This window comes from Simkania sp. (assembly GCF_965215465.1).
GTDB lineage: Bacteria > Chlamydiota > Chlamydiia > Chlamydiales > Simkaniaceae > Simkania.
Genome location: NZ_OZ244056.1, coordinates 1,860,315 through 1,886,343, shown reverse-complemented (window position 1 = coordinate 1,886,343; position 26,029 = coordinate 1,860,315). Strand labels below are relative to the sequence as shown.

The window sequence follows — 26,029 nt, the reverse complement described above, 5'->3', positions numbered from 1 at the left end:
AAAAACTGTCAGGTTACTTTCTTGCAAAACCATTGTGTTGCAAGAGGGGCTCGATAAGGGGATCACGTCCACGGAAGTGGCGAAACACTTCCATCGGATGAAGACTTCCCCCAAGTTGTAAGAAGGTTTCTTTAAACTTCTTGCCCACTTCTCGAATAGCCGATTCATTTTCAAGACCGACTTCTTCGAAGGCGCTAAAGGCATCGGCGCTGAGTACTTCTGCCCATTTATAGCTGTAATAACCAGCCGCGTAGTCTTCATCTCCAAAGATGTGGTGGAAGGAGCAGAGAAAGCGGTCTTCTTCGAGGCATGGGATGTGAGAAGTGAATTCGCACATGTCGTACCAGATTTTAAAGGGGGACACTTCGCTATAGGGATCGAACTTATCATGAAGAACGAGGTCAGTCATGCCGTATTTGAGTTGGGCAAGCATTCCAAGCCCTGCTTGGTAAGTGCGAGCTTCGAGAATCTTTTCGATGTATGCGTCGGGGAGTGGCTCTTTAGTGATGTAGTGCGCGGTGATTTTCTTAAGAGTTGCAGGGTGATAGCACCAATTTTCCATGAATTGGCTAACCATTTCGACCGCATCCCATTCGACTCCGTTGATACCTGATACAGAGGCGTAGTCGACTTCTGTCAACATGTGTTGGAGGGCGTGACCAAATTCGTGAAAGAGGGTTTCCACTTCGCGGAACGAAAAGAGGGCAGGAGTGTCTTGCATCGGAGGAGTGGCATTGCAGACAATGTAGGCTATGGGGTTTTGCTTCACTTCACCACTGATGTATCTGTTGCGGCACGAATCCATCCAGGCCCCCCCTCGCTTGGTCTGAGGGCGCGAGTAAGGATCGAGATAGAAAGCTGCAATTTGCTCTCCCCCTTCGTCACAGATGGTATAGTAACTCACATCCATGTGCCAAACAGGAGCTTTGAAGTGTGCTGGCTGAATGGTGATCCCAAAGAGAGTGTGGCAAAGGTCGAAAAGACCATTTAAAACTTTCGGTAGGGGGAAGTAGGCTTTGAGTTCATCTTCGGCTAGGTTGAATTTGTCTTCTTTGAGACGTTCCCCCCAAAAAGAGCAGTCCCAAGGCATCAAGGGCTCTGTAAATCCTGCGGCCAGGGCAAATTGCTCGATTTCTTCGAGGTCTTTTTTCCCGGCATCCCATGAAGCATCACGTAGTTCATGCAGAAAGGTTTTCACGGTGGTGACGTCTGGGGCCATTTTTTTAGTGAGGCTAAGATCGGCGTAGGAATCAAAGCCTAAGATGTGGGCCATTTCTTTTCGGATGGAAAGTTGATTGACGATGTTTTCAGAGTTATCGTAGCTTCCAATTGAAGCTTTGAGAATTTGACCACGGTAAAGTTTTTCTCGGACGTCACGGTTTGTGCAATGTCTCATAACAGGAAGGTAAACAGGGGGATTGAGGCTGAGCTTCCATGGGCCTTCTTCAGGAGAGGAAATAGGATCGTTTTCAAGTCGAGAATAATTATAGGCGTGTGACGCGAGCTGAAACACATTTTCGGGGACACCGTCCATGAGTTTTTTATCACGGACGATAAGAGAAAAGTTTTTGATGGCGTCGAGGACGTTAGCGTTGTATTTGTTCTGTAGTTCATTCAAATTGGAGAACAGCTCGTTGAGTTGCTTTTTTTTCTCTCCTTCAAGGCCGATGCCACTGAGCTTCGCTTGCATCAAACGTCCCTCAAGAATCCGTTTTTGAGCTGGAGCAAGAACGTTCCACTCGTCTCCATCTCGTATCTGTTTGTAGGCTTTGTACAGGGGTTCGCTTTGTTTAATACGCAGCATAAGATCTGTCCAAAGCGGTTCGACTTGGGCCCATGCTTGTCGTAGTTCGTATGAGTCCATGACCATTTTTAAGTGGATCATGGGGCCGACAACGCGATGGATTTCTTCTTCAATTGCTTCAAGGGGGGCCATAATCGAGTCCCATGTTGGGTGGTGTCTATATTCGATGGAACTGAGTTTGGGTTCGACGTTTTGAACAAGCGTTTCAAATGCGGGAACAAAGTGCTTGGGTTTAATTTTATCAAAGGGAACGAGATCTTTATAAGCAACAAGAGGATTGAGAATTTCTGAGTGAATGGGTGGTTTTTGAACTTCAGCAGTGAGCTGCTCTGGTGCTTCGATCATAGGTATTGCCATTACGTCCCTCAAACTAAATTCAAAAAAGCAAATTTTAAGCGTTTACGGTTTGATGTCAATTGACTTTTTCAGTGACTTTCAATAGTTTGAAGGAAATGTTTCTGTGTAAGGTTAAGAAATGGCTCGCCGTCCTCTAGACGAACAGGAAATTGTGATTCAACAACACCACCATCATTGGAAAATGAGACTATTGGTGGCGCTTATCATGTTGGGTCTTTCGTTTATTGGGTTGATTGTTTCAGATTTAAAGCAAAATGGAGCATGGAATTATTGGCGTGTCATGGTTCCTATTTTTGCGATTTTGTGTTTATTTTTGTCGTGGTATTTGAGACGTCAAAAGAAGATCATGACGGCGGCAACAATTTGGCATGAACTTGTGCAGTGGGTGGGGCTTGCCCTTTCTGTTTATCTCGTTTCGATCTTCGTGAAAATCGGACTGATGGGACGGTTTGAAGCGGGTCTTGTGGCTCTTACCCTTTTAGCTCTAACGATTTTTATTGCTGGGATCTATGTAGAAGCGACCTTTTTCTTAATCGGACTTCTCATGGGGATTTTTGCAGCTGCAGCCGCGCTCATGGCTGCGTATGTTTACACAGTGATGTTACCACTTACCATTATTGTTGCAGTGTTATTAGTATGGGTCGCGCGCAAAAGAATGTAACTTATTTTCTCCTTGGCTTGCTTACTCTTTGCACAGCCAGTTGTGTTAACTTAAATAAACGGATTTTTCCTAAAGGTCCTAAACCTAAGGCTGTGACACATCCTCTGCCCGGTGAGGCGGATGAGTGTGGCATTTGGGCTGATACAAAAGATCCTTCCAATAGCGCACTCATTTGCAATGACAAGTCTCCGTTTGGAGCGCTTTTCGTCTTTGATCTCAACGGAAAAGAAATTTCACGCTCACATCATATGAACCGTCCTGTGGGAGTGAGTGTGCGCAACGGAATCAAGATGAAAAATGGGGATGTCATCGATGTTGTAGGATGTGGGGTTCGAGGAACAAACGAAATCAAGATTTTCAAAATGGACCCCAAATCGCGCGAACTCATTGATGTGACCCATACGGCAGGGATTTCTTCGGGGTTTCGCAGTGATACCTATGGGTTTTGCCTCTACAAACGACAATCTGATGGACAGCTTTTCTGTTTTGTCAGTACGAAACATACAGACAACATCCATCAGTTTCGCTTAGATGATGATGGAACGGGAAGATTTAAGGGAACATTGGTGCGTAAATTTGGTGTGACACATCAACGGAGTTTTGTCGAAGGGATGGTGGCAGATGATGAATACGGCTATTATTACGCTGCTGATGAAAGACATGCGATCTTGAAGTTCCAGGCTGATCCCGACGTGAAAAAAGATCCTTTTATTCGTGCTTTTGGCTTAGCAGATGGAATCAAAGGAGACCGCGAAGGGCTAGCCCTCTATAAAAAGGCAAACGGTAAGGGATATCTCCTCGTTTCAAGTCAGGGAGACTCGACATTTAAAATTTATGAACGGACAGGTAACAACAAGTTTGTGAAATCCATTCATGCAGAAGGGGTGACGAAAACAGATGGGATTGGGGTGACTTCCATGCAAATTCCTCCAAATTATCCCACTGGGGTTTTTGCTGCACATAACGACAAGAACAACAATTATGCCATTTTTGATTGGTTTGAGTTTTCAGGTTTAAAGTAATGTCGATTGAGCTTTCTTTAGCAAGTCATTATCATACAGTTCGAAAACAAACATTAGACATCTGTCAAAATTTGCAAGTCGAAGACTTTGTGCTACAAAGCATGGAAGATGTCAGTCCCCCTAAATGGCATCTTGCACATACAACTTGGTTTTTCGAAAACTTTCTTCTTTCTCAGTTTTGTCCCGACTACACGTGGTTTCATCCTCAATTTAAATTTCTTTTCAATTCTTACTACGAAACAGTTGGAAAATTTCACGCTCGGTCGCGTCGAGGACTTTTATCTCGGCCCACTACAGAAGAAGTCTTTGCTTATCGCAAAGAAATCGACCAACGTATGATCGACTTTCTCGAAACGGGCTCGTATGACCAAAATGAAGTTGAGTCAATCGTCACAGTTGGGCTGCAACACGAGCAGCAACACCAAGAGCTGATCCTAACAGACGTTAAATACAACTTTTTTTGTAACCCCTTAAGACCGGCTTTGAACTCATGGGATCTCTCTGACAATAAAGTCGCCTCACCACTAGAATGGGAGTCAATTGAGGGGGGTGTTTACGAGGTGGGGTTTGCAGGAGAAAGCTTTTCCTATGATAATGAAAAGCCGAGGCACAAAACCTACTTACAAGACTTTGAACTTGCAACACGCCTTGTCACGAATCGAGAGTATCTTACTTTTATCGAAGATCGAGGGTACGAGAAGGTAGAACTTTGGCTCTCTGATGGGTGGAAGGATTTGAAACAATCGCATCGCAAGGCTCCCTTGTATTGGGAGCAAAAAGATGGGGATTGGATGCAGTTTTCCTTATCAGGTATGGTTCCTCTAAATTTAGATGAGCCCGTTTGCCATGTGAGCTTCTATGAAGCCGCTGCTTTTGCGAGATGGGTAGGTCGCAGGTTGCCCACAGAATTTGAGTGGGAAGTTGCCACAAAGCAGAGTATAGCGATGGAAGGAAACTTTGCTGAGTCGATGCGACTACATCCTCAAGTGGCTCGAGGCAATCAGCTTTTTGGCGATTGTTGGGAGTGGACCCAAAGCGCCTATGCACCTTACCCGGGTTTCCAGGCACCATTTAGTGCCATTGGTGAGTATAATGGGAAGTTTATGTGCAATCAGCAAGTCTTACGCGGTGGCAGTTGCTTGACTGCACGGGAACACATCCGTCCAAGTTATCGTAACTTTTTTTATCCCCATTCATCTTGGCAATGTGCTGGAATCAGACTAGCCAATGCTGTAACCGTCCTTAATGATGCGCCCATCTTCTAAATGGACGATCCGGTCGGCAAAGTCAAAGATACGCGAATCATGCGTGACAACAATTAATGCTTTGTTTTCTTTCGTCACGATCTCCCGCAAGTGAGAGAGAACAAGTTGACCGTTTTCTTGGTCGAGTGCACTGGTCGGTTCATCGCAGACAATCAAGTTTGGGTTGTGGATGACAGCCCGCGCGATGGCAACCCGTTGTTGTTGTCCTCCTGATAGTTCTGGAGGATAGGTTTCAATTTTGTCGCCCAGCCCAAATTGCTCAAGCCGTTCTTTGGCTATTTTGAGTGCTTTATCTCGTTCCATTCCATTGAGTAGAAGAGGAATTGAAACGTTTTCTGCAGAGGTCAGCATGGGGATGAGGTTAAAGGCTTGAAAGACATAGCCGAGAAACTTTCCACGGAACTCTGTTCTCTCAGCATCGCTGATTTTATGAAAGTCCCGTCCGAAAATAACGCACTGCCCTTGGTCATAGCTCAAGATACCTGCGATGATCGAAATCAATGTAGTTTTTCCCGAACCGGAAGGACCAACAAGCATGAGCAGTTCGCCTGGTTTGACTTCAAGGTTGATGCCGTGCAGGACTTCAAAACGGAGAGCTCCTTCTCCAAACGATTTGTGCACATTTCTTAGGGTGACTGCCGGGGGATTATGATTTTCTCTCATGGCACTTCTTATGCTCCCTTAAAGACTATGGCAGGGTCAACACGGTAAACGCGGATCAGTCCGATGAAAGCTGAAACGCCGCAAATGATGAGCATCGTGAAAATACTAATGACGTAGAGTTGCCAAGGAAAGCGAAAAGAAAGATCTGAATGACGTGAAAGAAACCCAAAAATCCCTGCAGCTCCTACTCCAATGCCCCAACCGATAAACCCGACCCAGCCAGCTTGAAGGAGAACCATTTTTGTCAGGAGATTATTTTTGGCGCCCATGGCTTTAAATGTGGCAAGATAGCGGAGATTATCGAGAATGAAGTTGTAAAATGTTTGCCCAGAAATCGCGACTCCAATCACAAATCCCAACAGAACGGCCACACCAAAATTCAGCGGAATGCCTGTGCGTTTTAGGTAGTACTCGACAGTGAGGTGTTCGAATTCTTTTTGAGTGAGAGCTTTGAGTCCCGTTCTTTCTTGAATCCGTTTTGCCAATATCTTTGGAGCAATATTATCCATCGACTTCACGAGAATGAAGGAAAGTTGTTTGCGCTCAGGGGGCGCAAACGAAAGGGCTCGGCTGTAGGTCGTATAAATCACAGGCTGGGATTGAAAGGTTCGTGATGTTTCGCAAATACCCACGACAACAGCGCGGTTATCATTGATTTCTAACGTGTTTCCAACTCGGAGGGGAATCAAAGGTTGGGAGCTATCGCGACTGGAGCCACTGAGGGCCAGCTTGTCTTCCGCGCCGACTTTGTTGACAATGATCCCATCGACAAGGCGTAAATCGCGCAACTTTCCTTCGAGCATGATTGGCGGTCCACCAATGAGTGTTGCATCATCAAGCCCAATGACATTACATTGCTGGAAATTTCCATTTTGGAGCCTGGCTTTGAGAAGTCCTTTATAAAATGGAACGGCCCAATCGACTCCTTCAATTCCTCGTACTTGAAACAATTGGGTGTCGCGGAGTGGTTTGATGTCATCAATGAATTGGACTTTTTCATCCATGACCCAAATGTTCGGCTGCGCTGTGTCGGTGATAAAGCCATAAGTGCGAACCATAAGCCCGACAAAGATAGAAGCTTGTTGCACGATGATAAATGAAGCAAAGCTAAGACCCAAAATAATCCCGATGAATTTGGCTTTGTCCCCCACGAGTATTTTTAACGCAAGGAGAAGCATGAACTTATCCTGTATTTAGGCTTTTAATTGATTTCTTAAATTTTTGAGCAGGCTTTGAGCATTGATGTTGAGCGCATTGTTCATGCAACAAGAGTTCAACATCAATGCTCAAAAGATGCCGAAAAGGCTGAAATAAAAAAACAGCATGAATGCGGGATAGGTTCATTACCATTCTCCTCCTAAGGCTTTATAGAGGGCTACAAGGTTAGTGCTAAGTTGCTCTGTGCTGGAAATGAGGTCGTTTTGCGAATTGAGCAAATCTTGGTCAGCTTGGAGAAAAGTTTGGAAATCGGCTAGACCACTGAGGTAGAGCTCTCGTTTGAGTTCATAGGCGCGATGTTTAGCTTCGACCTCTTTTTCTAAGCGACTGCGCCTTTCTTCTTCTTTGTAGTATCCAACAAGGGAGTTTTCGACATCTTCAAGAGCCGTCAAGATGGTTTGTTCATAGGAAAGAAGTGCTTGCTCTTGTAGAGAGTTTTGTGCGCGGATGTTTTCTCGAATACGCCCAAAGTAAAAAATAGGCCAGTCCATTGTCGGTCCAATTGACCAGGTTCGGCTTTGCGCTTTAAGCCACCTTTGGGAATTGTTGCTTTGAAATCCGTAATCACCAATGAGAGAAAAGCGGGGGAAGAGATCAGCAATGGCTGCACCGACATTTGCCGTTGCAGCGGCAAGCAGTCTTTCGGCTTGACGGATGTCAGGGCGACGACGTAGTAGATCGGAAGGAAGCCCGAGAGGGATTTCTTGCGAGCTGAGTGGAATGGGAGCAGCATCTGAAAATTCATTTTCAAAGTTTTCAGGCGCTTTTCCTAAAAGTGTAGCGAGTCCATGGATCGTTTGTTTGAGTGCCACTTCAAGAGGAGGCAAGCTAGCGCGAGTGGATTCAAGTAAGGCTTGAACTTCCTGTTGATCGATTTCGCTTGAAAGGCCTGCTTCAAAAAGATCGGAAGTGAGGTCAAGCAGCTCTCGCTGAATGAAGATCTGTCTTTTAGTGATGTGAATTTGGTGTTGGAGCGAGCGGATTTCAATGTAGCTTTGAGCCACATCGCCGAGCAAGGTGATGTAAATGTCGCGGGCGTTTTCCCTTTCTGCTTCGTATTCGTAAAAGGCCGATTCTTTTTCTCGGCGCCGTTTGCCAAAAATGTCGATTTCCCATGAGGCATCAAACCCAACTCTGTAAAAATTTTGCATCGGCGGGCCAAGAAAGGTTGAGCCAAATAGGCTTTGACTGATGCGACTACGCCTCTCTTCAACGGTCATGTCAAGCTTAGGGGCGAGTTCTGCAGCTTTGATTTGGTACTGGGCACGCACTTGATTGATTTTTTCGAGTGCGATTTTGAGATCGAGGTTTTGACTGATAGCTTCATGGATGAGAACATTGAGCATCGGATCTTCAAATTGAGTCCACCAAGAGCGGAGCTGTACTTCGTCTTCTTCCGAAAGGGTTGCATGGGTTTCATAAGATGACGGCATCGCAATTTCAGGTGTGCGGTAATTGGGACCAACAGCACACCCTGTCAAAAACATAAGAAGAGCAGTCCATATCTTAAAATTTTTCATCTGACGGGAGCCCTTTAATGTAAACGTCCATGATTTGACCGACATAAATCGGGAGACTATCGCGGTCCATTTCGTACACTATTTGGAGGACGCGTGTATCGACCCTTTCGTTATTATCACCAGTGAGCGCCGTTTTCGGAATGATGTAGGGTTCAATGTAGAGAAAGCGCAAGGGGACTGAAATCGAACTATTGCCACGCACATAGGCCATAGCTGGTTCTCCTTTGACAATGCGCCAGGCATCATCTTCATCGACTTCAACTCGAATGTGGTAATGCTTCGTATCCCCAAAAACGATGAGAGGGGCATTATCAAACGGATTGATATCAGCCGATTCCCCAACACGGATGTTCACTTTGAGAACTTCGCCTGAAATCGGGGCGCGAATGATTGAGCGCTGAATGTTGGTTTCGATTCTTTCGACGTTGGCTTCAGCTTCATGAATTTCTTTAAGGGCGATTTCTGTTGCATAAAACCGTTGGTTGTAATCATTTTCGCTGACAGCCCGCTTGTCTTTGAGCTTTTGATAAAGACTAAAAGTGGTCCGTTCATTTTCATAATTCGTAATGCTTACATCTCGTTTTTTACGTGCTTCGACGAGTTCAGCTTTAAAAGCGCGCGTGTCGAGTTCAAATAAGGGATCACCCACTTCGACTTGATCGCCTGCTTTCACGAAAACTTTCCAAGTGACTTCATTAAATGGCACACCTATTGCAATGTCTTCTGAAGCGGCTTCAACAGTTCCTGCTCCTGCAACATAGTGTTTGTAAGGTGGAGTGGGGGGAGGGAATTCAATGGGCGGAACGGGTGGAGTGCGCATTCCATAAAAGACCATAAAAAGGGCAAAAAAAAGCCCTACGATGGCTAAACCTGGTAAAACAAACTTGCGACTCATCTGTTAGCTTAAAACTAATTCTCTTTTAGAGGGTGTAGTTGAATTATTGGGTTTGAAAGTCAATAATTCATCTATACCCTCTTCGATTCTTCATAATTAGAAATAGTTTTTTTGGATAGCCTAAACCAAATGGATAGCTTTTTTTACACCAAGGTTTTGTTTTTTCTTTGATAAAAAATGAAAAGATGAATGCAATCAAAATGGCGACGGGGAAAACAAGAAGCGCATTTTGATAATCACTTGCAAGGTAAACAGGTGTTCCATCGACTTTTAATCCACTCCAATTCCAATCAAGCAGCCATCCTACAAGTGTTTGTGTTATCGAGCCTCCAACAAAGACGAGAAAGTTGGTAAAAGCTAAAGCAGTTCCTTTTGCTTCGCGTGGGTTGAGCTCAATCGCCAAACTGTAACAAAGAAGTTCTCCAGAAAGAGTCACACCAAGAAGCAGAACCATGACGAAGGTCCAAAAGTGTGACATTCCAATCGCATAGTTGATGATAAGAAAAAAGATGATCGATAGGAACGTTGTAACAATGAGAGTGGTTTTTCGGTTGCAAGTTTTATCAGAAAAGTGACCAATGAGCGGACCGGCAATGATCCAGCCGATGTAAATCATCGAAGCAGCAAAGCTGGCAGTTTCATTTTTCATCCCGTGCGTGTTGACGAGAAACGGAATGATCCAAAGGCCGCCATATGCAACGGTTGCGGTGTAAAAACAAAGGGCAACAATTCCGTTGATCCAGGTTTGGGGATTTTTCGTGACAATTTTGAGGTTGTGCCAAAGGGGGTTATTCTTTCGACTCGACGGTTGACAAAGGTGGCCTCCTTTAGGTTCGTTGCGAACGGCGAGAAAGATCACAAGACCTAAGACTAGGCCCATGCTTCCCATCACAAACATGGCGGGACGCCAGGAAAGAGTGTGTACCATGAGGCTGAGAGGTCCTTGACCAAACACAGCACCGAGCATCCCCAGAGAATTTCCGACACCAACGAGAAGGGCTAGAGTTTTTCCCGAAAACCAGTGTGAAGTGATGTAAACAAGTCCGACAAAGGCAAAAGCCGAGCCTGCTCCCATTAAGAAACGGGAAATGTTTGCGATCCATAAGGTGGTAGCAGCTCCAAAGAGAAAAGCAGCCACCCCAAGACCAAGAGTTGCCAACGTGAGCAATTTACGTGCCCCAAAACGGTCCATCAACATTCCAACGGGAAGTTGCATGGGGGCATAGGCATAAAGGTAAAATGCCGTCATCGTTCCAAATGCTCCAGCTCCGATGTGAAAGGCTTCTAAGAGATCGTGGACCATGACCCCAGGCGAAACACGAAGGAAATACTCATAAAAGTAAAAAAGGACAGCTAGTGTCCAGATGATCCAACGTCTTAAGAGATCGTTTTGAGACATGTTACCTTCAAATAACTTCTGTTTATTTGAATTAATAAAGATAAGATTTTATATCAAGAGTAGTACTATCAATTAGAGGAACAGTGGGCTAGAAAACGGAAGAAAAGATATCAACTTCGCAAACTTTTTGCGGGAGTAATAAGCAGTGCAATTGGTGGGATGTTATTGCCACTGATTTATATCACTGCAAATATGGCTCCTTGTTTTGGGCTCTTTTAGATATAAGGTTTAAACGATCGATCTTTCCACAAGACATCGTCTGTGACTACGATTCAAAGTCAAGAGCCCCAAAAACGAAGCCTATTATACCATTTTCTTTGTTCTTGAGCTTTTTGTAGGATTTTTTTTGCTTCTTCGAGACCTTCTTCCTCTGCTATCTGTAGTGGAGTGCAGCCTTTCTGATCTAAAGCGTGGATATCAGCGCCGTTAGAAAGCAAAGTCTCAATGGCATTTACGTCTCCATCAAATGCAGCTAAGTGAAGAGGAGTTGAGCCATCCTGATCTAAAGCGTGGATGTTGGCACTGTTTGAAAGTAAAAGCTCAATAGCACTTACGTGTCCATTGTATGCAGCATAGTGAAGAGGAGTGTGGCCTTTCTGATCTAGAGCATGGATGTCAGCGCCGCTTGTAAGTAAAGTCTCAATAGCATTGACGTGTCCCTCAAATGCAGCCGCGTGAAGAGGAGTGTCGCCTTTCTGATCTAGAGCATGGATGTCAGCACCTTTAGAAAATAAAGTCTTAATAGCGTTGACGTATCCAAACAGTGCAGCTATGTGAAGAGGAGTGCATCCATCCTGATCTGTAGCTTGGATGTTGGCACTGTTTGAAAGTAAAAGCTCAATAGCATTGACGTGTCTCTCTTCTGCAGCCGCGTGAATAGGAGTGTAGCCATCCTCATCTTTAGCGTGGATGTCAGCTCCAGCTTTAAGCAAAGTTGCAATGGCGTTTTCATCCCCAGCAACTGTTGCAACATGCAATGCTGTTTGTCCAAGTTTGTTTTTGTCATGAACATCTTTGAAACCATTGAGTGCATCTTTTAGGGGTGTAGGAGGGATACTGTCTCCCTGTGGATCATGAGAGGGCTCAGGTTCTTTGCGGCTGTTTTTTTGCCAGATTGTGTAACCCAAGTATGTACCAAAGCTGCTAAGACATAGCTTGAAAGCTTTATCGGCACTAAACTCTTGGGCAATGCGACCGAGTAGCGGCCCAGCAATGAGTTTCGTTGTTGCAATGTAGGCAACTGCTAAAGTTGCGAGGGCAATGAGGGTTTTGTTTTGAGCATTTTCTTCTAGAGGACTCAAATGAAAGATTGCTTTTTCAGTAATGGATGTGGCTGCTCCTAAAAGCGCTCCGTATGCAGCACCTTCTTTGACAACGACAGGAAAAAAAACTTTTGATAGAAGTGCGCCAGTGCATAAGTGAAGACCGGTCGATTTTGCCAAGTCAAATGCATGGCTTTGATAATCAAAATTCATCACTTTTAAATTCCCTCCAGAATTTAATTTTATTAATTATTTATCGTTTATTGATTAAATTCAATTTTAAAAGATTATTTTGTTATCGAATTGGAGGGATTGCTTTGACGCGGGGTTACAATGTGAAAAAGTTTTTTGAGAAAATGCATCTCTTGCGATGAAAAGTGAGTGCACCAAGGCTTCTTTTTTTCTTTGATGAAAAAGGCAAAGATAAACGCAATCCCAATGGCAATGGGAAAGCAGAGAAGCGCTGATTGGTAGTCGCTAGGTGCATAAATTGGAGTGCCGTTAGACATTTGGCCACTCCAGTTAAATTGCAGGAGCCATCCGACTAAGGTTTGAATGATCGATCCCCCGACAAAGACGAGGAAATTTGTAAATGCAAGCGCGGTTCCTTTGGCTTCGCGCGGGTTGAGTTCGACGGAGAGTGTGTATGTAAGCAGTTGCCCAGTGAGCATGATCCCAAGTAGCAGCATGAGTACAAACACCATGGCAGTCGGGAGAAAAAGGGTATAATTGATAATCAAGAAAATCACAATGGAGAGAAAGGAGGTGATGATGACCCAGGATTTTCTATTGCATGTCTTGTCAGAGATGTGCCCTAAGAAGGGACCAGCAATGACAGTGCCGAAGTAGATCATTGAGGCGGCAAAACTCGCAGTTGTGGTGGACAAGCCGTGCGCGTTGACTAAGAAGGGGATGGCCCATAAACCGCCGTAAGCAACAGTTGCTGTATAGAAACAAAGGGAGACAACACCATTGATCCATGTTTGGGGGTTGCACGTTACAATTTTGAGGTGGTGGAGTAGAGGAGTTTTTTTGCTAACTTGGGGCGAGTGTTTTTCCATTGAGGCGGGTTCATTGCGAATCGCAAGAAAGATAATAAAACTTAAAACGAGTCCAGCAGCACCTAAGATGAACATGGTAGGCCGCCAGGAAATGGCTTTGACCATCAGACTTAAGGGGCCTTGACCAAATACTGCTCCCATCATTCCAATAGAATTTCCCACTCCCATGAGCAAGGCAAGAGTTCTACCTGCAAACCAATGGGAAGAGATGTACATACATCCCGACAAAAGCAAAAGCAGATGCTGCTCCTATTAGAAAGCGGGCAATGGAAGCCAACCAAATTTCTGTTGCAAAGCCGAAAAGGAGTGAGGCAATTCCACAAGCAAGAGCTGCAAGCGTGAGCAGTTTTCTTGCCCCAAAGCGGTCCATTAAGATTCCCACGGGGATTTGCATAGGGGCATAAGCATAGAGGTAGAAAGCTGTCATCGTTCCAAAGACACCTGCTCCAATGTTAAAAGCAGTCAGTAGTTCGTGAACCATGACGCTAGGGGCTACGCGCAAAAAGTACTCGTAAAAATAGAAAGTAACAGCTAGACCCCAAATGATCCAACGTCTAGCATGAACAGGATGCTTCATTTTCACCTCTAAGATAGTGTCGTCGAATAATATTTTGTGAAAAAGGGCTTACTAGGGAAAAGTTTAAGGCGGCCGATGCAGTAAGCCCCAAAGTGGGCTTTCGAAGCAGGGCAACGAAAAAATTTTCCCTAGGAAGCACTAGAGAACGGACTAGTATTTGACGATACTATCTAGCTATTTGACTTATTCGATCGATCGTTTAATATCAAGCGTAGTTATGAATGCAACTGATGAAAAACGTCTTTTTTTTGGGTTTGAAGTCCGCTGCCCTTGGCCTGAGGGTTTTCCAAAGGCAAGGCTGCTCGATCCTGCTCACCGTCATCTAACGGTGGCGTTTTTAGGCAAGACCTCGATGGAAAAGGTGCAAAATTTATTACCTGACATGCCCAAACCTCCGATGGTGCTTGGGCGTGTTGCAGTTTTTGACAAGTGTTTGTTTTTGCCACCTAAAGCAGCACGTGTTGTTGCTTATCATCCGCAATTTGCGACGGAAGATGATCCCTTGTTTGCTTACCAAAAAACGCTCACAGCATTTTTAGAAACGCATGGCTATACATTTGAAAAAAGGCGTTTTTTGCCGCATGTGACGATGGGGCGTCGCCCCTTTGATCGAGAGGAATGGGAAAACTTCTTTGCGCCGCTGCCTCTTTTTTACTCCTCGCTCCACCTCTATGAAAGTTTGGGGAATTCACAGTACAAATCGATTTGGAGTCTTCCTCTAAAGCTTCCGTTTATTGAAATCGAGCATGTGGCAGATATTGCCTTTCATGTTTTTGGTCAGACAGAAGAAGAGGTTCATCTCAATGCACAAATGGCTCTTTGCTTTGAGTGCCCTTCGCTTCTCAAGTTTGTCCAGTTTGAAAAGTTGTACAATCGGATTGAAGAGATTGTCATCCAGCTCAATGAAATGGTGACAAAGGGGGATCAAAGTGAAGGGACTCCTTTTAAAGCAGTCAGTTTTCATGGGGAGATGGAGCGGACAAAAGATGGCCTTTACATGTGGGAGATGATTGTTGATGTCTAAGCTGGAAAAGATTGGTCCTGCGACATTTATTGTTTCTAAAGAAAGAGGGATGAAAGTTCCGGGCCTACTGATCGCAACAGAGCCGCTCATTCGGTCAATGGATATTGAAAGACCTTTAGAACAAGTGCGCAATGTGGCTCATTTGCCGGGCATTGTCGGTTACAGTGTCGCCATGCCTGACATTCATTGGGGCTATGGGTTTCCTATTGGAGGAGTGGCAGCAATGGATGCAAAAGAAGGAGTGATCAGCCCAGGTGGTGTTGGCTATGACATCAATTGTGGCGTCCGTTTGGCTATCATTCCAGTTCCTCTTCGCGACTTGTGCCCTGAAATGAAAAAGAAGCTGATCGAAAAAATTTACGAAATCGTTCCATCAGGTGTAGGGCGTGGGCAAAAAGGAAAGAAGGCTCTAACGCAAAAAGATTATCAAACTTTAGTCAGGCAAGGTGCGCGCTATTCGATCGAATTAGGCTATGGTTTTCCCCAAGACCTCGAACACATTGAAAGTCATGGTTGCATTGAAGGCGCCGATTTGGCGGCTGTTTCCGAGCATGCTCGTGACCGTGGCAAGGATCAACTGGGGACTATTGGATCAGGGAATCACTTTGTGGAAATTGGCGAAGTGCAACGCATTCTTCTAGCTGACACGGCAAGTGCTTGGGGCGTTGAAGAGGGGATGACCTACGCCATGATTCATTCAGGTTCGCGCGGATTTGGGCATCAAGTGTGCCAGGACACGCTGAACACTTTTGTGAAAAAAGGGTTTCATCAGGGACTGCCAGACAGGCAACTCGTCGCAGCGCCGATCAACAGTGGAGATGGGCAGGCCTATTTTGCAGGCATGGCCGCAGCTGCCAACTTTGCATTCAACAACCGGCAGCAGATTTTGCATGAAGTGAGGCAAGCTTTCCATGATGTGTGCAACGTTAAAATGGAAGATGTGCGCCTGATCTATGATGTCTGTCACAACATTGCCAAGTTTGAAACGCATACGATTGATGGGGAGCAAAAAAAGGTGTGCGTTCACCGTAAAGGCGCAACGCGTGCCTATGGACCAGGTGCGGAAGAGCTGATGCCTCTTTTCAAAAAGACGGGGCAGCCTGTTTTAGTGCCAGGTGACATGGGACGTGCCAGCTACCTGTTGGTTGGTTTGGGCAACCCTCTAACATTTTGTAGTTCTTGCCATGGAGCCGGGCGGGCACGCAGTCGTGTGCAGTCGCTCAAGTCATGGAAGGGCATTGATCTGATTGACCACATGAAAACAAAAGGGGTGATTGTGATGGCAACTTCAAATCGGACCATAGCTGAAGAGATGCCCGACGCGTACAAAGATGTCGATGCAGTTGTCGAAGCTGTTGAAGAGGCCAAGCTCGCCAATCGGGTCGCATGCCTCCGGCCTCATCTTGTGTTAAAAGGATAGTCTCTTTCAGATGTAATGGGGTTTTGAAGTGGCCACCAAAAGTCGTACTCTGGATCATTCCACTTGATCGTGAACTGCTTAGCATCGTGGTAGTAAGCCGTTTGTTTGTAATGCAAAATGGCCTCATCCGACATGACGAGATAGGATGTGCCAAATTTGGGTGGAATGTAGAGTTGTAAATGGTTGCGGCAGTTTAAAGTAAACGAGGCCCACTGCTTGTACTCTTCGGAGCTAGGGTCGTTATTTACAATGACCATGTACAGCGTTCCATAAAGACATTTGACGAGCTTTCCCGTTTTGTCATCGCCATGAATGCCGCGCAACACGTGTTTTGTAGAGGTAGCATAGTCATCTTGTACAAAGTCAGCGGTGATTCCAGCGTTTTGATATAACTCGCGGTTATAGACTTCGACGAAGTCTCCTCGAAAGTCGTCAAAAATCGTTGGAGGTGTGATCAATAGAACCCCTTCTAAAGGGGTTTTTTGCACAGTGAGTTTTTTCTCTGATGTGAGTGTTGTCATAGGAGTAAGTTATACTGGAGAGAAATTATTATCTAGGTTTTTTGGTCACGCAGAGCAATGTATGAACCAAGAGCAACTAAGATGATTCCTGCAATTTCAATGAGCCTTATTTCTCCATCGCCAATGATCAAGTCAAAAAACCAAGCAAAGACCACACTCGAGTAGAGCAAAGAGCCAATTTTAAAGGCTTTTGCATACCGGTACGCTCGCGTCAGAAACATTTGATAGACGGTGGCAACGGCTCCAATGACGATGAGCAGTCCCCATTCAAAGAGAGAAGGCGTTTGCCATCCTGTTGCAAGAGGGACACTTGCTAGGGGAAGGGATAGAGCTAAGTAGTAAAAGAGGATCCGCTCAGAGGGTTCAGTTTTTGTGAGGCGGCGGATTGTTGTAAAAGCAATACTGCCAAACATCCCTGCTGCAAGGCCGACAAGGGATGCAACGTCAAAGATTTTTTCGTCGGGGCGTAAGATGATGAGAACCCCCAGAAAACCTGTAATCAGTCCCCACCACGTACTCTTTGTCCACTTCTTGCGAAACCAAAGGAAGACGACAATCGGTATGAAAAGGGGGCGGGTGTAGGTGAGTAGGACAGCATCAACAAGAGGAAGGTAGCGTAAGGAGAAATAGAGGCAAAACATGGCAGCCAAGCTCGCAAAGGCGCGCAAGAGGTGTAAATGAAAGCAGTTAGTTTTGAGTTTTTTGTACGACCCCACCTTTGCCGGGATAAGCGGCATCACGATAAGAAAGCTAATGGCTTGCCGAAAGAAAATGATCATTGGGTTAGGCAAGTACTGCTCTGTCATCTTGATCAAGTATGCGAGAAGTGCATAGCAAAATGCAGCAGAAAGAGAGTAAGCTACGGCATGAGGGGTGCTATCTTTTCTCATAGTGAAATCAGTCTAGAAGGAGGACCTTCTTTAACCGCTTTGGTAAACTTTTCCACGTAAGAAGATGTTAGGGGGTGATCCCCAATCAGCTCGTTAAACAAAGCGGGTTTTAATGAGACGGCATGTGCCCCAAGTTCTAAGCATTTCATGACCTGCTCAAGTGATGAAAATGACACGGCAATCAATTCTGCTTCAAATCCGTAGGTTTCGATGATGTGGAGCATGTTATCAATTGTCTTTTCAGAAGAAGCACCTGTTTTTTCGATATGGGAATAGTAGGGAGCAAGAAATGTCGCTCCAGCATGGCAAGCCAGAAGGAGTTGAAAAGGAGTTAGAATGCCTGTTGCCATGATTGGAAGTTGCAGATGTGAAAGAGAATGCATCGCCTTAAGCCCTTGCTGCGACACGGGAATTTTCACGATGATTCTTTCAGAATGGTCACGCAGTGTTTCTGCTTGCTCTACAATATCTTCAGCTTTTGTAGAGACCACTTGCACTGCAGTTGGCCCATGATGACTTTTTAAAATGAGGCTTAAGGCTTCTTCTAAGCTCTTTCCAGAGTCAGTAATAATTGAAGGATTTGTGGTCACTCCGTGGAGGACTCCAAGTTTACTGCCCCATTTTGTCAGGTCGGGATCGACACCATCTAACCAAATTTCCATGTACTTTTCACCTTATTGGATATGTTGACGACGTTCTTTATCCGTCTGCTCAAAATTTTGCCTGAGTTCAGCAAAATTTGAAATCAAAATACCAAAGTCGCTTTTTCTAAGAGCTAAAACATCCACAGAAGTCAAGCAACGCACGGTTGCTAAACGGGAGCGTTGGTTTAAAAGGGCCATTTCACCGAAATATTCCCCTTTACCCAGTTTTCCTATGAGATTTTCTTTTCCCTCGATGGTATTGAACACTTCAACTTCTCCATCAACGATGATGTAGAGATAGTCTCCAACATCTCCCTCGTTGAAGATGATCTCACCTGATTCAAAGTGGAGCTGAGCCATCCCTTGAGAGGGAGCGGCTTTCATTTGCACCGCTTCGATCGGCACGATTGTGTCGAGAATCCAAGATAGGGCGACTTTAATTTTCCGATCTAGTCCTGGAAGTTTCGCCCAATAGATCATGCGCCACATAAACCAAGCAATGAGGCCTGAAAACTTGAATTTTCCAAACAGCTCAGCAACAGCTGAGTGGTGTCCGAGAGCTCCCATCATTCCAAGAGCTTTGAAACGGAACTCTTTGTTTTGTTTGTTGCGGATGGATGCAACAATGTTATGGGCGAGAACTTTAGCTTGTCGAATAGCAAACTGCGCTGTAGGTGGGCAGATTCCGCCAGCTTCTAGATTGGGAACGGCAGCACAATCCCCAAGAGACCAAACATCATCCCGGCCTTCTGCAAGCATGGTGGCGTCTGCAATGATTTTGCCTTTCACTGTTTTAAGCGGCAGTCCTTCAATCAAGGGGTTAGGCGAAGAGGGGACGGTTGAGATAATTGTTTTTGAAGCGATTCGCTCGCCGCTGTCGAGAACCGCTTCTTCAGGTGTGGCTGCAATGAGATGGACATTGAACCGAATGTCAACACCCCGTCTTTTAAGCAGTTTTCCTGCATATTCTCCCAAAGACGCACTGAGCTCTCTTTCCATGAGACGGTCCTTACTGTGGGCAAGAACGACTTTGATTTCATTAGAATCGATACTGTTGTATTGTTTCGCCATTTTCCGTACAAAGTCGTTCACTTCGGCAACTACTTCTGTTCCAGAAAAGCCTCCTCCTCCCACGACAAAGGTCAGCAGCTGTCGCCTTAGATAAGGATCTTTTTCGGAAGACGCTGCTTCAATCACATCGATCACTTGGTTGCGGATGGTGATGGCATCGGCTAAGTTTTTAAAAGGAAGAGCATGTTCGTGCAAGCCTGACATGCCTTTAAAGTCCGTTACATTTCCAAGGGCTAGAACGAGATGGTCATAGGGGAGTTCGACAGATTTATGAGTGAACTTGGGTGCTAGAAAGATCTTCTTTCCCTCGATATCAATGGCTTCGATCTCTCGTACATAAAGAGCCGTTTTAGGGAGTAGTTTTCGGAGCGGGTTGATTGTGTCGAGTAAGCCTAGTGAGCCTCCAACCACCTCAGCAAGCATGGGTTGGAAAACGAAATAGTTTTCGCGGTTCACAAGCGTGATCTCGAAATCATCCTGCTTATTAAGGAATTTTTGCAAGTGCATTGCCGTATAGGCTCCCCCAAATCCTCCCCCGAGAATCACAATCCTTTTCTTCATAAACTCACCTCTATCTTCCTGATAAAGGATTAAAGAATATTAGCAAACCCTAGATTTTTCCCTGAAGAGAGTCATCAATTTTTTTGAGTTTTGCTTAAAAAAAAACAAAAGCGCACAATTATGCGCACAATTTAAACTTAGGGATTAATCATGGCTGCAACAACTGAGATTTCTAAGGAAGTTCCTTCCTACTTATTTCCTCTTCTGGAGCATGGACCAGAACGTTATCTTAGAAAGAACATGAACCGGTCGCTTGGAACACCTTTTCCTGAACTGACAGCTGATCAAAAGCTCTCTTTTGTTTTACATAAGCTGCAGCATCTCTTTAACCATATCATAACTCAGACAGAGACAAGAGATGCTTATGCATTTAAAATTCAACCCGATATTCATGATTGCAATCCGTATCTCATCGATTATTTGGGATTGTTTTTAGAGATAGTCTCTCCATGGACTGTGACGCGTGGATTACAAATGAGATTCCGAGAAGCCCTGGGGCTAGGAGCGAAGTCTTTGCAAGTTCTGGTGACGCGGGCTACTCAGACCGAGAACCCTTTAGAGATGCAGGCTCTTCTTTGAATTATGGGAGGAATGTATCGATGGCTCAAAGCAAAGGTTGATAGATTTGCAGTTTGGTTTGCAGCTTGCTGTGCATGAGCTTTGGCTCTGGAGGAAAGCGGGCTGAAAGAGGTTCGACACAGACATAGGAAGCGTTTTCAGGATGGAAAACTTGAAATGAAACTTCCTCATTTGAACTGGTATTGAACTCAAGGTGGAGCGAGTAATTTTCGGTATTGAGCTGGACATGGTACTCGTGATCCGTTTCGGTTTTGTATTTGGGGATAAATCCAAAATCCGCTTTTTGGGGAAGGGCGAAATTAAGGTGAGTAGGACGTGTGTCTGTCCACTCAGCAGGAAGGGATTTCCAATTTGTTTGGTCACGGTAGGTATTATGCACTTCTCCTCTGACACTTCCTTTTCCTGAAAAGGCGTAGTAGTAGTGAAGTCCGAGGAGGGAGGGTTTTTCACTTGTGATTCCAACGGAAATAAAAAGGCCGTCAGCAAGAAGGCGTGCTTCGTATTTCATATGAAAATCTTGTCCTTCGAACGCGGAGAGGGGAGTGTTTTGAATCAGGTCGGTGCCACGCAGTTCAGCTTGAATTTGGGTGTCACTATTGACGTATTTCCAGGGGACATAGCGGGCAATACCATGGGAGAAGGGGTCTTTTCTTCCTTGAGCTTTCATCTTTGCAACGTGAGGGAAAAGGGAGGGATCATAATCGGATGGAGGATGGGATTGTTCGTGAAAGTGAGGGCCGATAAGTGCACCTAAACCTGCGCACCGTTCTTCAAAAAGCGGGACAGTTTGCTGATCGATCACTTGGATATTTCCCTTGCGATAACTGACGAGATTCATTCCCTTTTCAGGAGCGTAAATGGCTTCGAGCTCTTCTCCATCAGGAGCTGTATTTCTTAAGGTAATCATGGACGGATGGGATAGCCCTCTTTGTCTTTGAATGCGCCAATGATAACGACGATGAGATCAATGAGCCACCAAATCAAAAAGCCTCCGACGGTAATAAACATCAAAAATGCGGTGCCTACTTTTCCTGCATAAATGCGGTGAATTCCCAAAGTTCCAAGAAAAAGGCATAGAATGATCATTACGGCGTAGCTGCGGTGGCTGTTCACAATTAGTCCTTCTGTTTAAGAGTCATCGGTACTGATAAAAGTAATATAATTGCTGGAATAATTTCTAGTCTTCCAATCCACATCATCAGCATAAAAATGCATTTACCAACAGGAGAGAAATCTGGCGTAAGGAGTCCACTTGTGAGGCCCACATTACTCATGGCGCTTGTCACTTCAAAGAGTGCATCTAAAGCACTTCCATTGGGAGTCCACTTTAAGATCAAAAACCATCCAATGAGAAGCGAAAAAGTCCATAAAAAGAACAGGACTCCTGCTGTGTAAAGTCTTTCACTTTGCTCTTTTTTTGGCAGATCTACACCTGGAGGCTCGGTATGCAGAGGGTTTTTCGTCGGTCGGTAATGACCAGTAATTTGTTTTTCTTTTTTTTGAGTGATTGTTTTGAGACGGAGCAGTACTCCATCAAGGAGGTAAATCAAGCGGCGGAGCTTAATTCCTCCACATGTGGAGCCTGCTGCTCCTCCCACAAACATGCCCATGATTAAAAACAGTCTTGTCATTGGGCTAAATGTGCTGAGATTTGTTGAAGAGAATCCGCATGTTGTCAAGGCAGAAGCCCATTCAAAAAAAGAGCACATCCATTGAATTTTCGTTTCATTCCAATAGTTGAGGCCAGCAACAATGAGCCATCCTCCTAGAGCGAAAAAGATCAGGAGGCGCGTCTGCTGACTCTTGAAGAGTATTTTCCAATTTTTATCTCGGATGATCCTGAAGTGAACGACGAAGCTCATCGAAGCGAGAATCATCATGAGAATCGCTGTTGCTTGGATGAGAGGAGAAAAGTTTGCAAAGCTTTCTGGCCCAAGGGTAAATCCTCCGGTAGAAAGAACAGTGAAAGCGTGATTGATGGCTTCCCACGGGGTCATCCCAAAAAGCCAAAATAGAAACATCGCGATACAGGTGTAAAAAACATAAATGCCCCACATCCAGTGGGCTGTTTGGGTGATGTTACTGGACATCTGATCCGTGCGTGCTTCGGCGTAGTAGAGTTGAAATCCCATTTTGTTGAGGTGAGTGAGAGAAAGAATGAAAACAACAAGGCCTAAGCCTCCAGTCCACTCTAAAAATGAGCGCCACCAGTAGAGGATTTTGGGGAAGGTTCCAGTCTTTTGTAACATGGTGAGCCCTGTGCTCGTATAGCCTGAAAACGCTTCAAAAAGTGCGTTGATCGGGTTAGCAAAGACCAAGAGATTCTCTGAAATCACCCCTGCTTGAAGTCGCTCTGTCGCAATCCAAAAGAAGGGGATAGCTGCTAGGATGGAGCACATGAGCCAACCATTTGCTGCGATGATCATGGCATCCCAAAGGTGAGCTTTGTTTTCTTCTTTTAGAAAAAGGCGGTAAAAGAGTTGCCCCACTCCAAAGCCAAAAACAGCAACAGAAATGAGGGGAATGAGGGCAAACCACTCTTGATAGATGACACAAATGATCAGAGAAATTGCAGCCATGGCAGCTGGAACGTGGAGCAAAAGCCCGGTTTGACTCCAAATCGATTTCCAGTGAATTTTCTGATCAAATAAAGACATTTAAACTCGTTCCTAAGAAGACTTCCGTATTAATGATTTTTTTAGTGATAGTCAATAGGGTTTTCATAAAATCGGTAAAGGCGTAGATTCGGAACAGCTTAATTAAATCGAGGCAAGAAATGCTTTTTCAACGTTTTGAAGAAAAGGGCCTGGCTCATTACTCCTATCTTGTTGGGTGTGAAGAAAAAGGACAAGTTGCTGTCATCGATCCCCGTCGCGATGTCGAAATTTATTTGGAATACGCAGAAAAGAATCGTTTGGTGATTTCACATGTTTTTGAAACACATATTCACGCGGATTATGCGTCGGGTGCACGAGAATTAGCAAAGCGTGCGCGTGCGACACTCTGCCTTTCTGGTTATGATAAAGGGGAAGCATATGAAGTCTCTTTTGCCCATCGCGATTGCTTTGAAGGAGACCTTTTTCGTCTTGGTTCGATTGAACTCAAAGTTTTGCATACTCCAGGGCATACGCCTGAACATCTCTCTTTTCTTTTGTATGACTTACAAAAATCTTCAACAGTCCCAACAGCGATTTTCTCTGGAGATTTCTTACTGCTTGGAACTGTAGGGCGTCCCGACTTACTTGGAAAAGAAGCAGCCGCTGATCTTGCGAAAAAGCTTTACCATTCAATTCAGGAAAAACTGAAGGGGCTGCCAGATGAGCTAGACATTTTTCCCGCACATGGTTCGGGTTCTTTTTGTGGCTCCGGAATCAATGATCGTCCTTTTTCCAAGCTGGGTTTTGAAAAGCTCTCGAACCCTTTTCTAAATCCTGGCCTATCAGAGAAAGATTTTGTTTCTCAACTCTTGCAGCGCGAATTGCCGATACCTCCTTATTACACGTGAATGAAAGCTTATAACTCATGTAGTGATCGGTTAGAAGTCCCCGTGCCAACAGCCTTGAATTTGACCGCATTCAAAAAGCAAGTCGATACGGGGGCAATTGTCATTGATTTGCGAAGTCAAGCGGCTTTTGGTCAAGGGCATATTCCCCATTCCATTTGTATTGGTGCAGGAGTGAAAGTCGGCTTTTGGGCTTCTTGGTGTGTTCCCTATAATCATCCTCTCGTCCTTGTGACAGATGACCCCACGCATTTGCAAGAGACATTGCATTCACTAGCAAGAGTCGGTCTTGATCGTGTTCAAGGGTACTTAAAGGGGGGGGTTGCTACGTGGAAAGCAGCCGGACTTTCCATTAGTTACGTAAGTCAAATCCCTCCAGAAGAAATTATGAGCGCCTTGCAAGTAGATCCTGAAATCGCAATCATCGACGTCCGGACCGATCCTGAGTGGAACATGGGCCACATTTCAGGTGCTCGCCACATTTCATGCTTTGAGCTACCTGAAAAAATGGAAGAGATGCCTCCTAAAAAACTCGTTTTTGTATGCGCAGGTGGCTACCGCTCAACATGGGCAGCCAGCTTGGCAAAACGAGCAGGGCATGCCTTAGTCGGTCACCTCCCCGGAGGGATGCACGCTTGGCACGGTGCTGGCCTCAGCACCATCACCAGTTGAGTTTTCATCAATCAGGTGTTTTTCACGCCATTTGCCCATGGCAAATCGGATGTAAAGAATCAATGCTGTCACAGCGCTGTAAAACATCCAGATGTAAAAGGCGACTTCAACATTTGCCTGTGGCTTGACCATGAAAAAATAGGTAGGTGCCAACATGAAAAGCCAAATGGATCCTGCTCCTGCAATCATCAAGAACATCGTGTCTCCTGCAGCAGTTAGCATTCCGCCAAGCAAGAACCGAATGTTTTCAAATGTGAGGTACACAACCATCACGGCTAGGGCAAACTTTATAGCTGACTTGGCACTTAGAAGAAGCTCTGGCGAAAAGACAAAGTCACCTTCTAAGGCTGCTGGATTATGAAAGAACCATTCGATCAGGTAGTTTGGAAATCCAATCAGCACGACTGCCAAGACTCCGGAAAAACAAAGCCCTAAAATCACACCGGATTTAAACACTCGCTTGACTTCGTGAAATAGTTTTGCACCAATCAAGTTTCCGGCCACTGCAGCAGCTCCTTTTTCAATGGCTAAGCCAAAGAAAATAAGAAGCAGCAGCACACTTTGCGTGACGCTTGTGACGAGGATGTGCGTTGGGCTGAGCTTTTCCATCATCTTGTAGAAAAGAGCCCATCCTATCAGCTCAAACATGACAAAGAAGGCTGGTGGCATTGCGATTTTTAAAACATTCCAACATTGGCCTTTTTTGAACTTCCAATCGTTTGTTCCAAAAAACTCGCGGTTGTTTTGTCGTAGAAAAATGGCGCCTAGTACCACAATTTGAAGAATCACGCCAAGTCCTGTCGCGATGGCAGCTCCTTTGATTCCCATTTCGGGAATCCATCCTTTGACACCAAAAATGAAGAGGGGGTCGAGGATGATGTTTACGACATTTCCAAGAATTGCCATCCATTTAATGATTTGGGTTTTTCCCTGCCCAATAAAGAAGGCAGAAATGGCTGCAAGCAGTGAAAAAGCTGGGGCAAAGAAGTTGTTCCATTTAAAATAGAGCACTTCATCACTATTGAAAAAACCAAAACTGTAGAGTTGGTTGCTTCCAAATGTTCCTAAGCAAAAGAAAAAGATACATGAAAAAATCGCCAGCCAAATCATTTGCCAAACCGGCTCTCCGAGTTTGTTGTATCTTTTCGCACCATTATATTGGGCAACAAAAACTTCTGACATAGCGCACAAAGTGACAACCATAAAGTTTCCTGCCCAGAACAGGGTTCCTGCGCTAGCAGCAGCACTCAAGGCGCTTGCTGAATAGTTTGCAAGAAAGAGGCGGTCGCAAAACATCATTGCAACCATTGAAAAGAAGGAGACCATGAGTGAAGAGGAGATTTTCCACAATTGACTCAGGGATCCTTCACGAATTTCATTCGTTTTCATCGGATTACACTCATCGATTCAAGTGTTATATATAAAAGTATTTTGAATAAAC

25 protein-coding genes are annotated in these 26,029 nt (G+C 45.0%); 8 read left to right on the top strand and 17 right to left on the bottom strand.

Features of this window, described 5'->3' with window-relative positions; all coding sequences use genetic code 11:
- Nucleotides 1-13: 13 nt before the first annotated feature.
- Nucleotides 14-2,161 carry a M3 family metallopeptidase gene (locus ACOOFG_RS08845; RefSeq protein WP_420421112.1) on the bottom strand — a complete coding sequence of 716 codons (2,148 nt, stop codon included), beginning with the start codon at nt 2,159-2,161 and terminating at the stop codon, nt 14-16.
- A 118-nt stretch (nt 2,162-2,279) separates the two neighbouring features.
- On the opposite strand from ACOOFG_RS08845, the gene ACOOFG_RS08840 reads away from it, so the two are divergent.
- From ACOOFG_RS08840 to egtB, 3 genes are read left to right on the top strand one after another with little or no spacing between them, the layout of a single operon-like run.
- Nucleotides 2,280-2,822, top strand: a complete 543-nt coding sequence (locus ACOOFG_RS08840) for a hypothetical protein (protein WP_420421111.1) — start codon at nt 2,280-2,282, stop codon at nt 2,820-2,822.
- Nucleotides 2,798-3,844, top strand: coding sequence for a phytase (locus ACOOFG_RS08835; RefSeq protein WP_420421110.1), 1,047 nt, complete (start codon nt 2,798-2,800; stop codon nt 3,842-3,844). The genes ACOOFG_RS08840 and ACOOFG_RS08835 overlap by 25 nt, the downstream gene beginning before the upstream one ends.
- Nucleotides 3,844-5,109, top strand: a complete 1,266-nt coding sequence (gene egtB / locus ACOOFG_RS08830) for an ergothioneine biosynthesis protein EgtB (protein ID WP_420421109.1) — start codon at nt 3,844-3,846, stop codon at nt 5,107-5,109. Before ACOOFG_RS08835 ends, egtB begins: the two co-directional genes overlap by 1 nt.
- On the opposite strand, the gene ACOOFG_RS08825 is transcribed toward egtB, so the two are convergent.
- From ACOOFG_RS08825 to ACOOFG_RS08790, 8 genes are all read right to left on the bottom strand, one after another.
- Nucleotides 5,065-5,772: an ABC transporter ATP-binding protein gene (locus ACOOFG_RS08825; RefSeq protein ID WP_420421108.1), complete on the bottom strand. Its 708-nt coding sequence runs from the start codon at nt 5,770-5,772 to the stop codon at nt 5,065-5,067. The two genes, egtB and ACOOFG_RS08825, sit on opposite strands and share 45 nt — an antisense overlap.
- An 8-nt stretch (nt 5,773-5,780) precedes the next feature.
- A complete protein-coding gene (locus tag ACOOFG_RS08820) occupies nt 5,781-6,950 on the bottom strand; it encodes an ABC transporter permease (RefSeq protein WP_420421107.1) in 1,170 nt (389 codons plus the stop codon).
- Nucleotides 6,951-7,115: 165 nt separating this feature from the next.
- On the bottom strand, nt 7,116-8,510 hold the full coding sequence (locus ACOOFG_RS08815; RefSeq protein WP_420421106.1) for an efflux transporter outer membrane subunit: 1,395 nt from the start codon (nt 8,508-8,510) through the stop codon (nt 7,116-7,118).
- A complete protein-coding gene (locus tag ACOOFG_RS08810; protein WP_420421105.1) occupies nt 8,497-9,405 on the bottom strand; it encodes an efflux RND transporter periplasmic adaptor subunit in 909 nt (302 codons plus the stop codon). The genes ACOOFG_RS08815 and ACOOFG_RS08810 overlap by 14 nt, the downstream gene beginning before the upstream one ends.
- A gap of 67 nt (nt 9,406-9,472) precedes the next feature.
- Entirely contained in the window at nt 9,473-10,804 is a 1,332-nt protein-coding gene (locus ACOOFG_RS08805) for an MFS transporter (protein ID WP_420421104.1), read from the bottom strand.
- A 278-nt stretch (nt 10,805-11,082) separates the two neighbouring features.
- Nucleotides 11,083-12,279: an ankyrin repeat domain-containing protein gene (locus tag ACOOFG_RS08800; RefSeq protein ID WP_420421103.1), complete on the bottom strand. Its 1,197-nt coding sequence runs from the start codon at nt 12,277-12,279 to the stop codon at nt 11,083-11,085.
- Nucleotides 12,280-12,353: 74 nt separating this feature from the next.
- Nucleotides 12,354-13,343: an MFS transporter gene (locus ACOOFG_RS08795; protein ID WP_420421102.1), complete on the bottom strand. Its 990-nt coding sequence runs from the start codon at nt 13,341-13,343 to the stop codon at nt 12,354-12,356.
- The gene (locus tag ACOOFG_RS08790) at nt 13,312-13,704 is read right to left on the bottom strand and encodes an MFS transporter (RefSeq protein WP_420421101.1); all 393 of its coding nucleotides are present in this window, start codon (nt 13,702-13,704) and stop codon (nt 13,312-13,314) included. The genes ACOOFG_RS08795 and ACOOFG_RS08790 overlap by 32 nt, the downstream gene beginning before the upstream one ends.
- Before the next feature lie 217 nt (nt 13,705-13,921).
- On the opposite strand from ACOOFG_RS08790, the gene ACOOFG_RS08785 reads away from it, so the two are divergent.
- Both ACOOFG_RS08785 and ACOOFG_RS08780 read left to right on the top strand, forming a co-directional pair.
- Nucleotides 13,922-14,728, top strand: a complete 807-nt coding sequence (locus ACOOFG_RS08785; RefSeq protein WP_420421100.1) for a 2'-5' RNA ligase family protein — start codon at nt 13,922-13,924, stop codon at nt 14,726-14,728.
- Entirely contained in the window at nt 14,721-16,148 is a 1,428-nt protein-coding gene (locus ACOOFG_RS08780; protein WP_420421099.1) for an RtcB family protein, read from the top strand. Before ACOOFG_RS08785 ends, ACOOFG_RS08780 begins: the two co-directional genes overlap by 8 nt.
- Here the strand turns inward: ACOOFG_RS08780 and rfbC are convergent.
- The 4 genes from rfbC to ACOOFG_RS08760 are packed head-to-tail and all read right to left on the bottom strand — an operon-like array spanning nt 16,127 to nt 19,835.
- Nucleotides 16,127-16,669 carry a dTDP-4-dehydrorhamnose 3,5-epimerase gene (gene rfbC / locus ACOOFG_RS08775; RefSeq protein ID WP_420421098.1) on the bottom strand — a complete coding sequence of 181 codons (543 nt, stop codon included), beginning with the start codon at nt 16,667-16,669 and terminating at the stop codon, nt 16,127-16,129. The genes ACOOFG_RS08780 and rfbC overlap by 22 nt on opposite strands.
- Before the next feature lie 32 nt (nt 16,670-16,701).
- Nucleotides 16,702-17,559, bottom strand: a complete 858-nt coding sequence (locus ACOOFG_RS08770) for a DMT family transporter (protein ID WP_420421097.1) — start codon at nt 17,557-17,559, stop codon at nt 16,702-16,704.
- The gene (locus ACOOFG_RS08765; protein ID WP_420421096.1) at nt 17,556-18,221 is read right to left on the bottom strand and encodes a transaldolase family protein; all 666 of its coding nucleotides are present in this window, start codon (nt 18,219-18,221) and stop codon (nt 17,556-17,558) included. Before ACOOFG_RS08765 ends, ACOOFG_RS08770 begins: the two co-directional genes overlap by 4 nt.
- Before the next feature lie 12 nt (nt 18,222-18,233).
- Nucleotides 18,234-19,835, bottom strand: a complete 1,602-nt coding sequence (locus ACOOFG_RS08760; RefSeq protein ID WP_420421095.1) for an FAD-dependent oxidoreductase — start codon at nt 19,833-19,835, stop codon at nt 18,234-18,236.
- Nucleotides 19,836-19,985: 150 nt separating this feature from the next.
- On the opposite strand from ACOOFG_RS08760, the gene ACOOFG_RS08755 reads away from it, so the two are divergent.
- Complete coding sequence (locus ACOOFG_RS08755; protein WP_420421094.1) at nt 19,986-20,414, top strand: hypothetical protein; 429 nt, start codon at nt 19,986-19,988, stop codon at nt 20,412-20,414.
- A 25-nt stretch (nt 20,415-20,439) separates the two neighbouring features.
- Here the strand turns inward: ACOOFG_RS08755 and ACOOFG_RS08750 are convergent, their stop codons facing one another.
- From ACOOFG_RS08750 to ACOOFG_RS08740, 3 genes are read right to left on the bottom strand one after another with little or no spacing between them, the layout of a single operon-like run.
- Nucleotides 20,440-21,321 (bottom strand): hypothetical protein, encoded by an 882-nt coding sequence (locus ACOOFG_RS08750; RefSeq protein WP_420421093.1) that lies wholly within the window; start codon nt 21,319-21,321, stop codon nt 20,440-20,442.
- Nucleotides 21,318-21,500, bottom strand: coding sequence for a TM2 domain-containing protein (locus ACOOFG_RS08745; RefSeq protein ID WP_420422682.1), 183 nt, complete (start codon nt 21,498-21,500; stop codon nt 21,318-21,320). The genes ACOOFG_RS08750 and ACOOFG_RS08745 overlap by 4 nt, the downstream gene beginning before the upstream one ends.
- Nucleotides 21,501-21,529: 29 nt before the next feature.
- Complete coding sequence (locus ACOOFG_RS08740; RefSeq protein WP_420421092.1) at nt 21,530-23,071, bottom strand: TrkH family potassium uptake protein; 1,542 nt, start codon at nt 23,069-23,071, stop codon at nt 21,530-21,532.
- A 119-nt stretch (nt 23,072-23,190) separates the two neighbouring features.
- Here ACOOFG_RS08740 and ACOOFG_RS08735 point away from each other — a divergent pair, with 119 nt between their 5' ends.
- Nucleotides 23,191-23,919: an MBL fold metallo-hydrolase gene (locus ACOOFG_RS08735; RefSeq protein ID WP_420421091.1), complete on the top strand. Its 729-nt coding sequence runs from the start codon at nt 23,191-23,193 to the stop codon at nt 23,917-23,919.
- Nucleotides 23,920-24,588: a rhodanese-like domain-containing protein gene (locus ACOOFG_RS08730; protein WP_420421090.1), complete on the top strand. Its 669-nt coding sequence runs from the start codon at nt 23,920-23,922 to the stop codon at nt 24,586-24,588.
- Here ACOOFG_RS08730 and ACOOFG_RS08725 read toward each other — a convergent pair.
- Complete coding sequence (locus ACOOFG_RS08725) at nt 24,520-25,977, bottom strand: MATE family efflux transporter (protein ID WP_420421089.1); 1,458 nt, start codon at nt 25,975-25,977, stop codon at nt 24,520-24,522. The two genes, ACOOFG_RS08730 and ACOOFG_RS08725, sit on opposite strands and share 69 nt — an antisense overlap.
- Between the last annotated feature and the right edge of the window lie 52 nt (nt 25,978-26,029).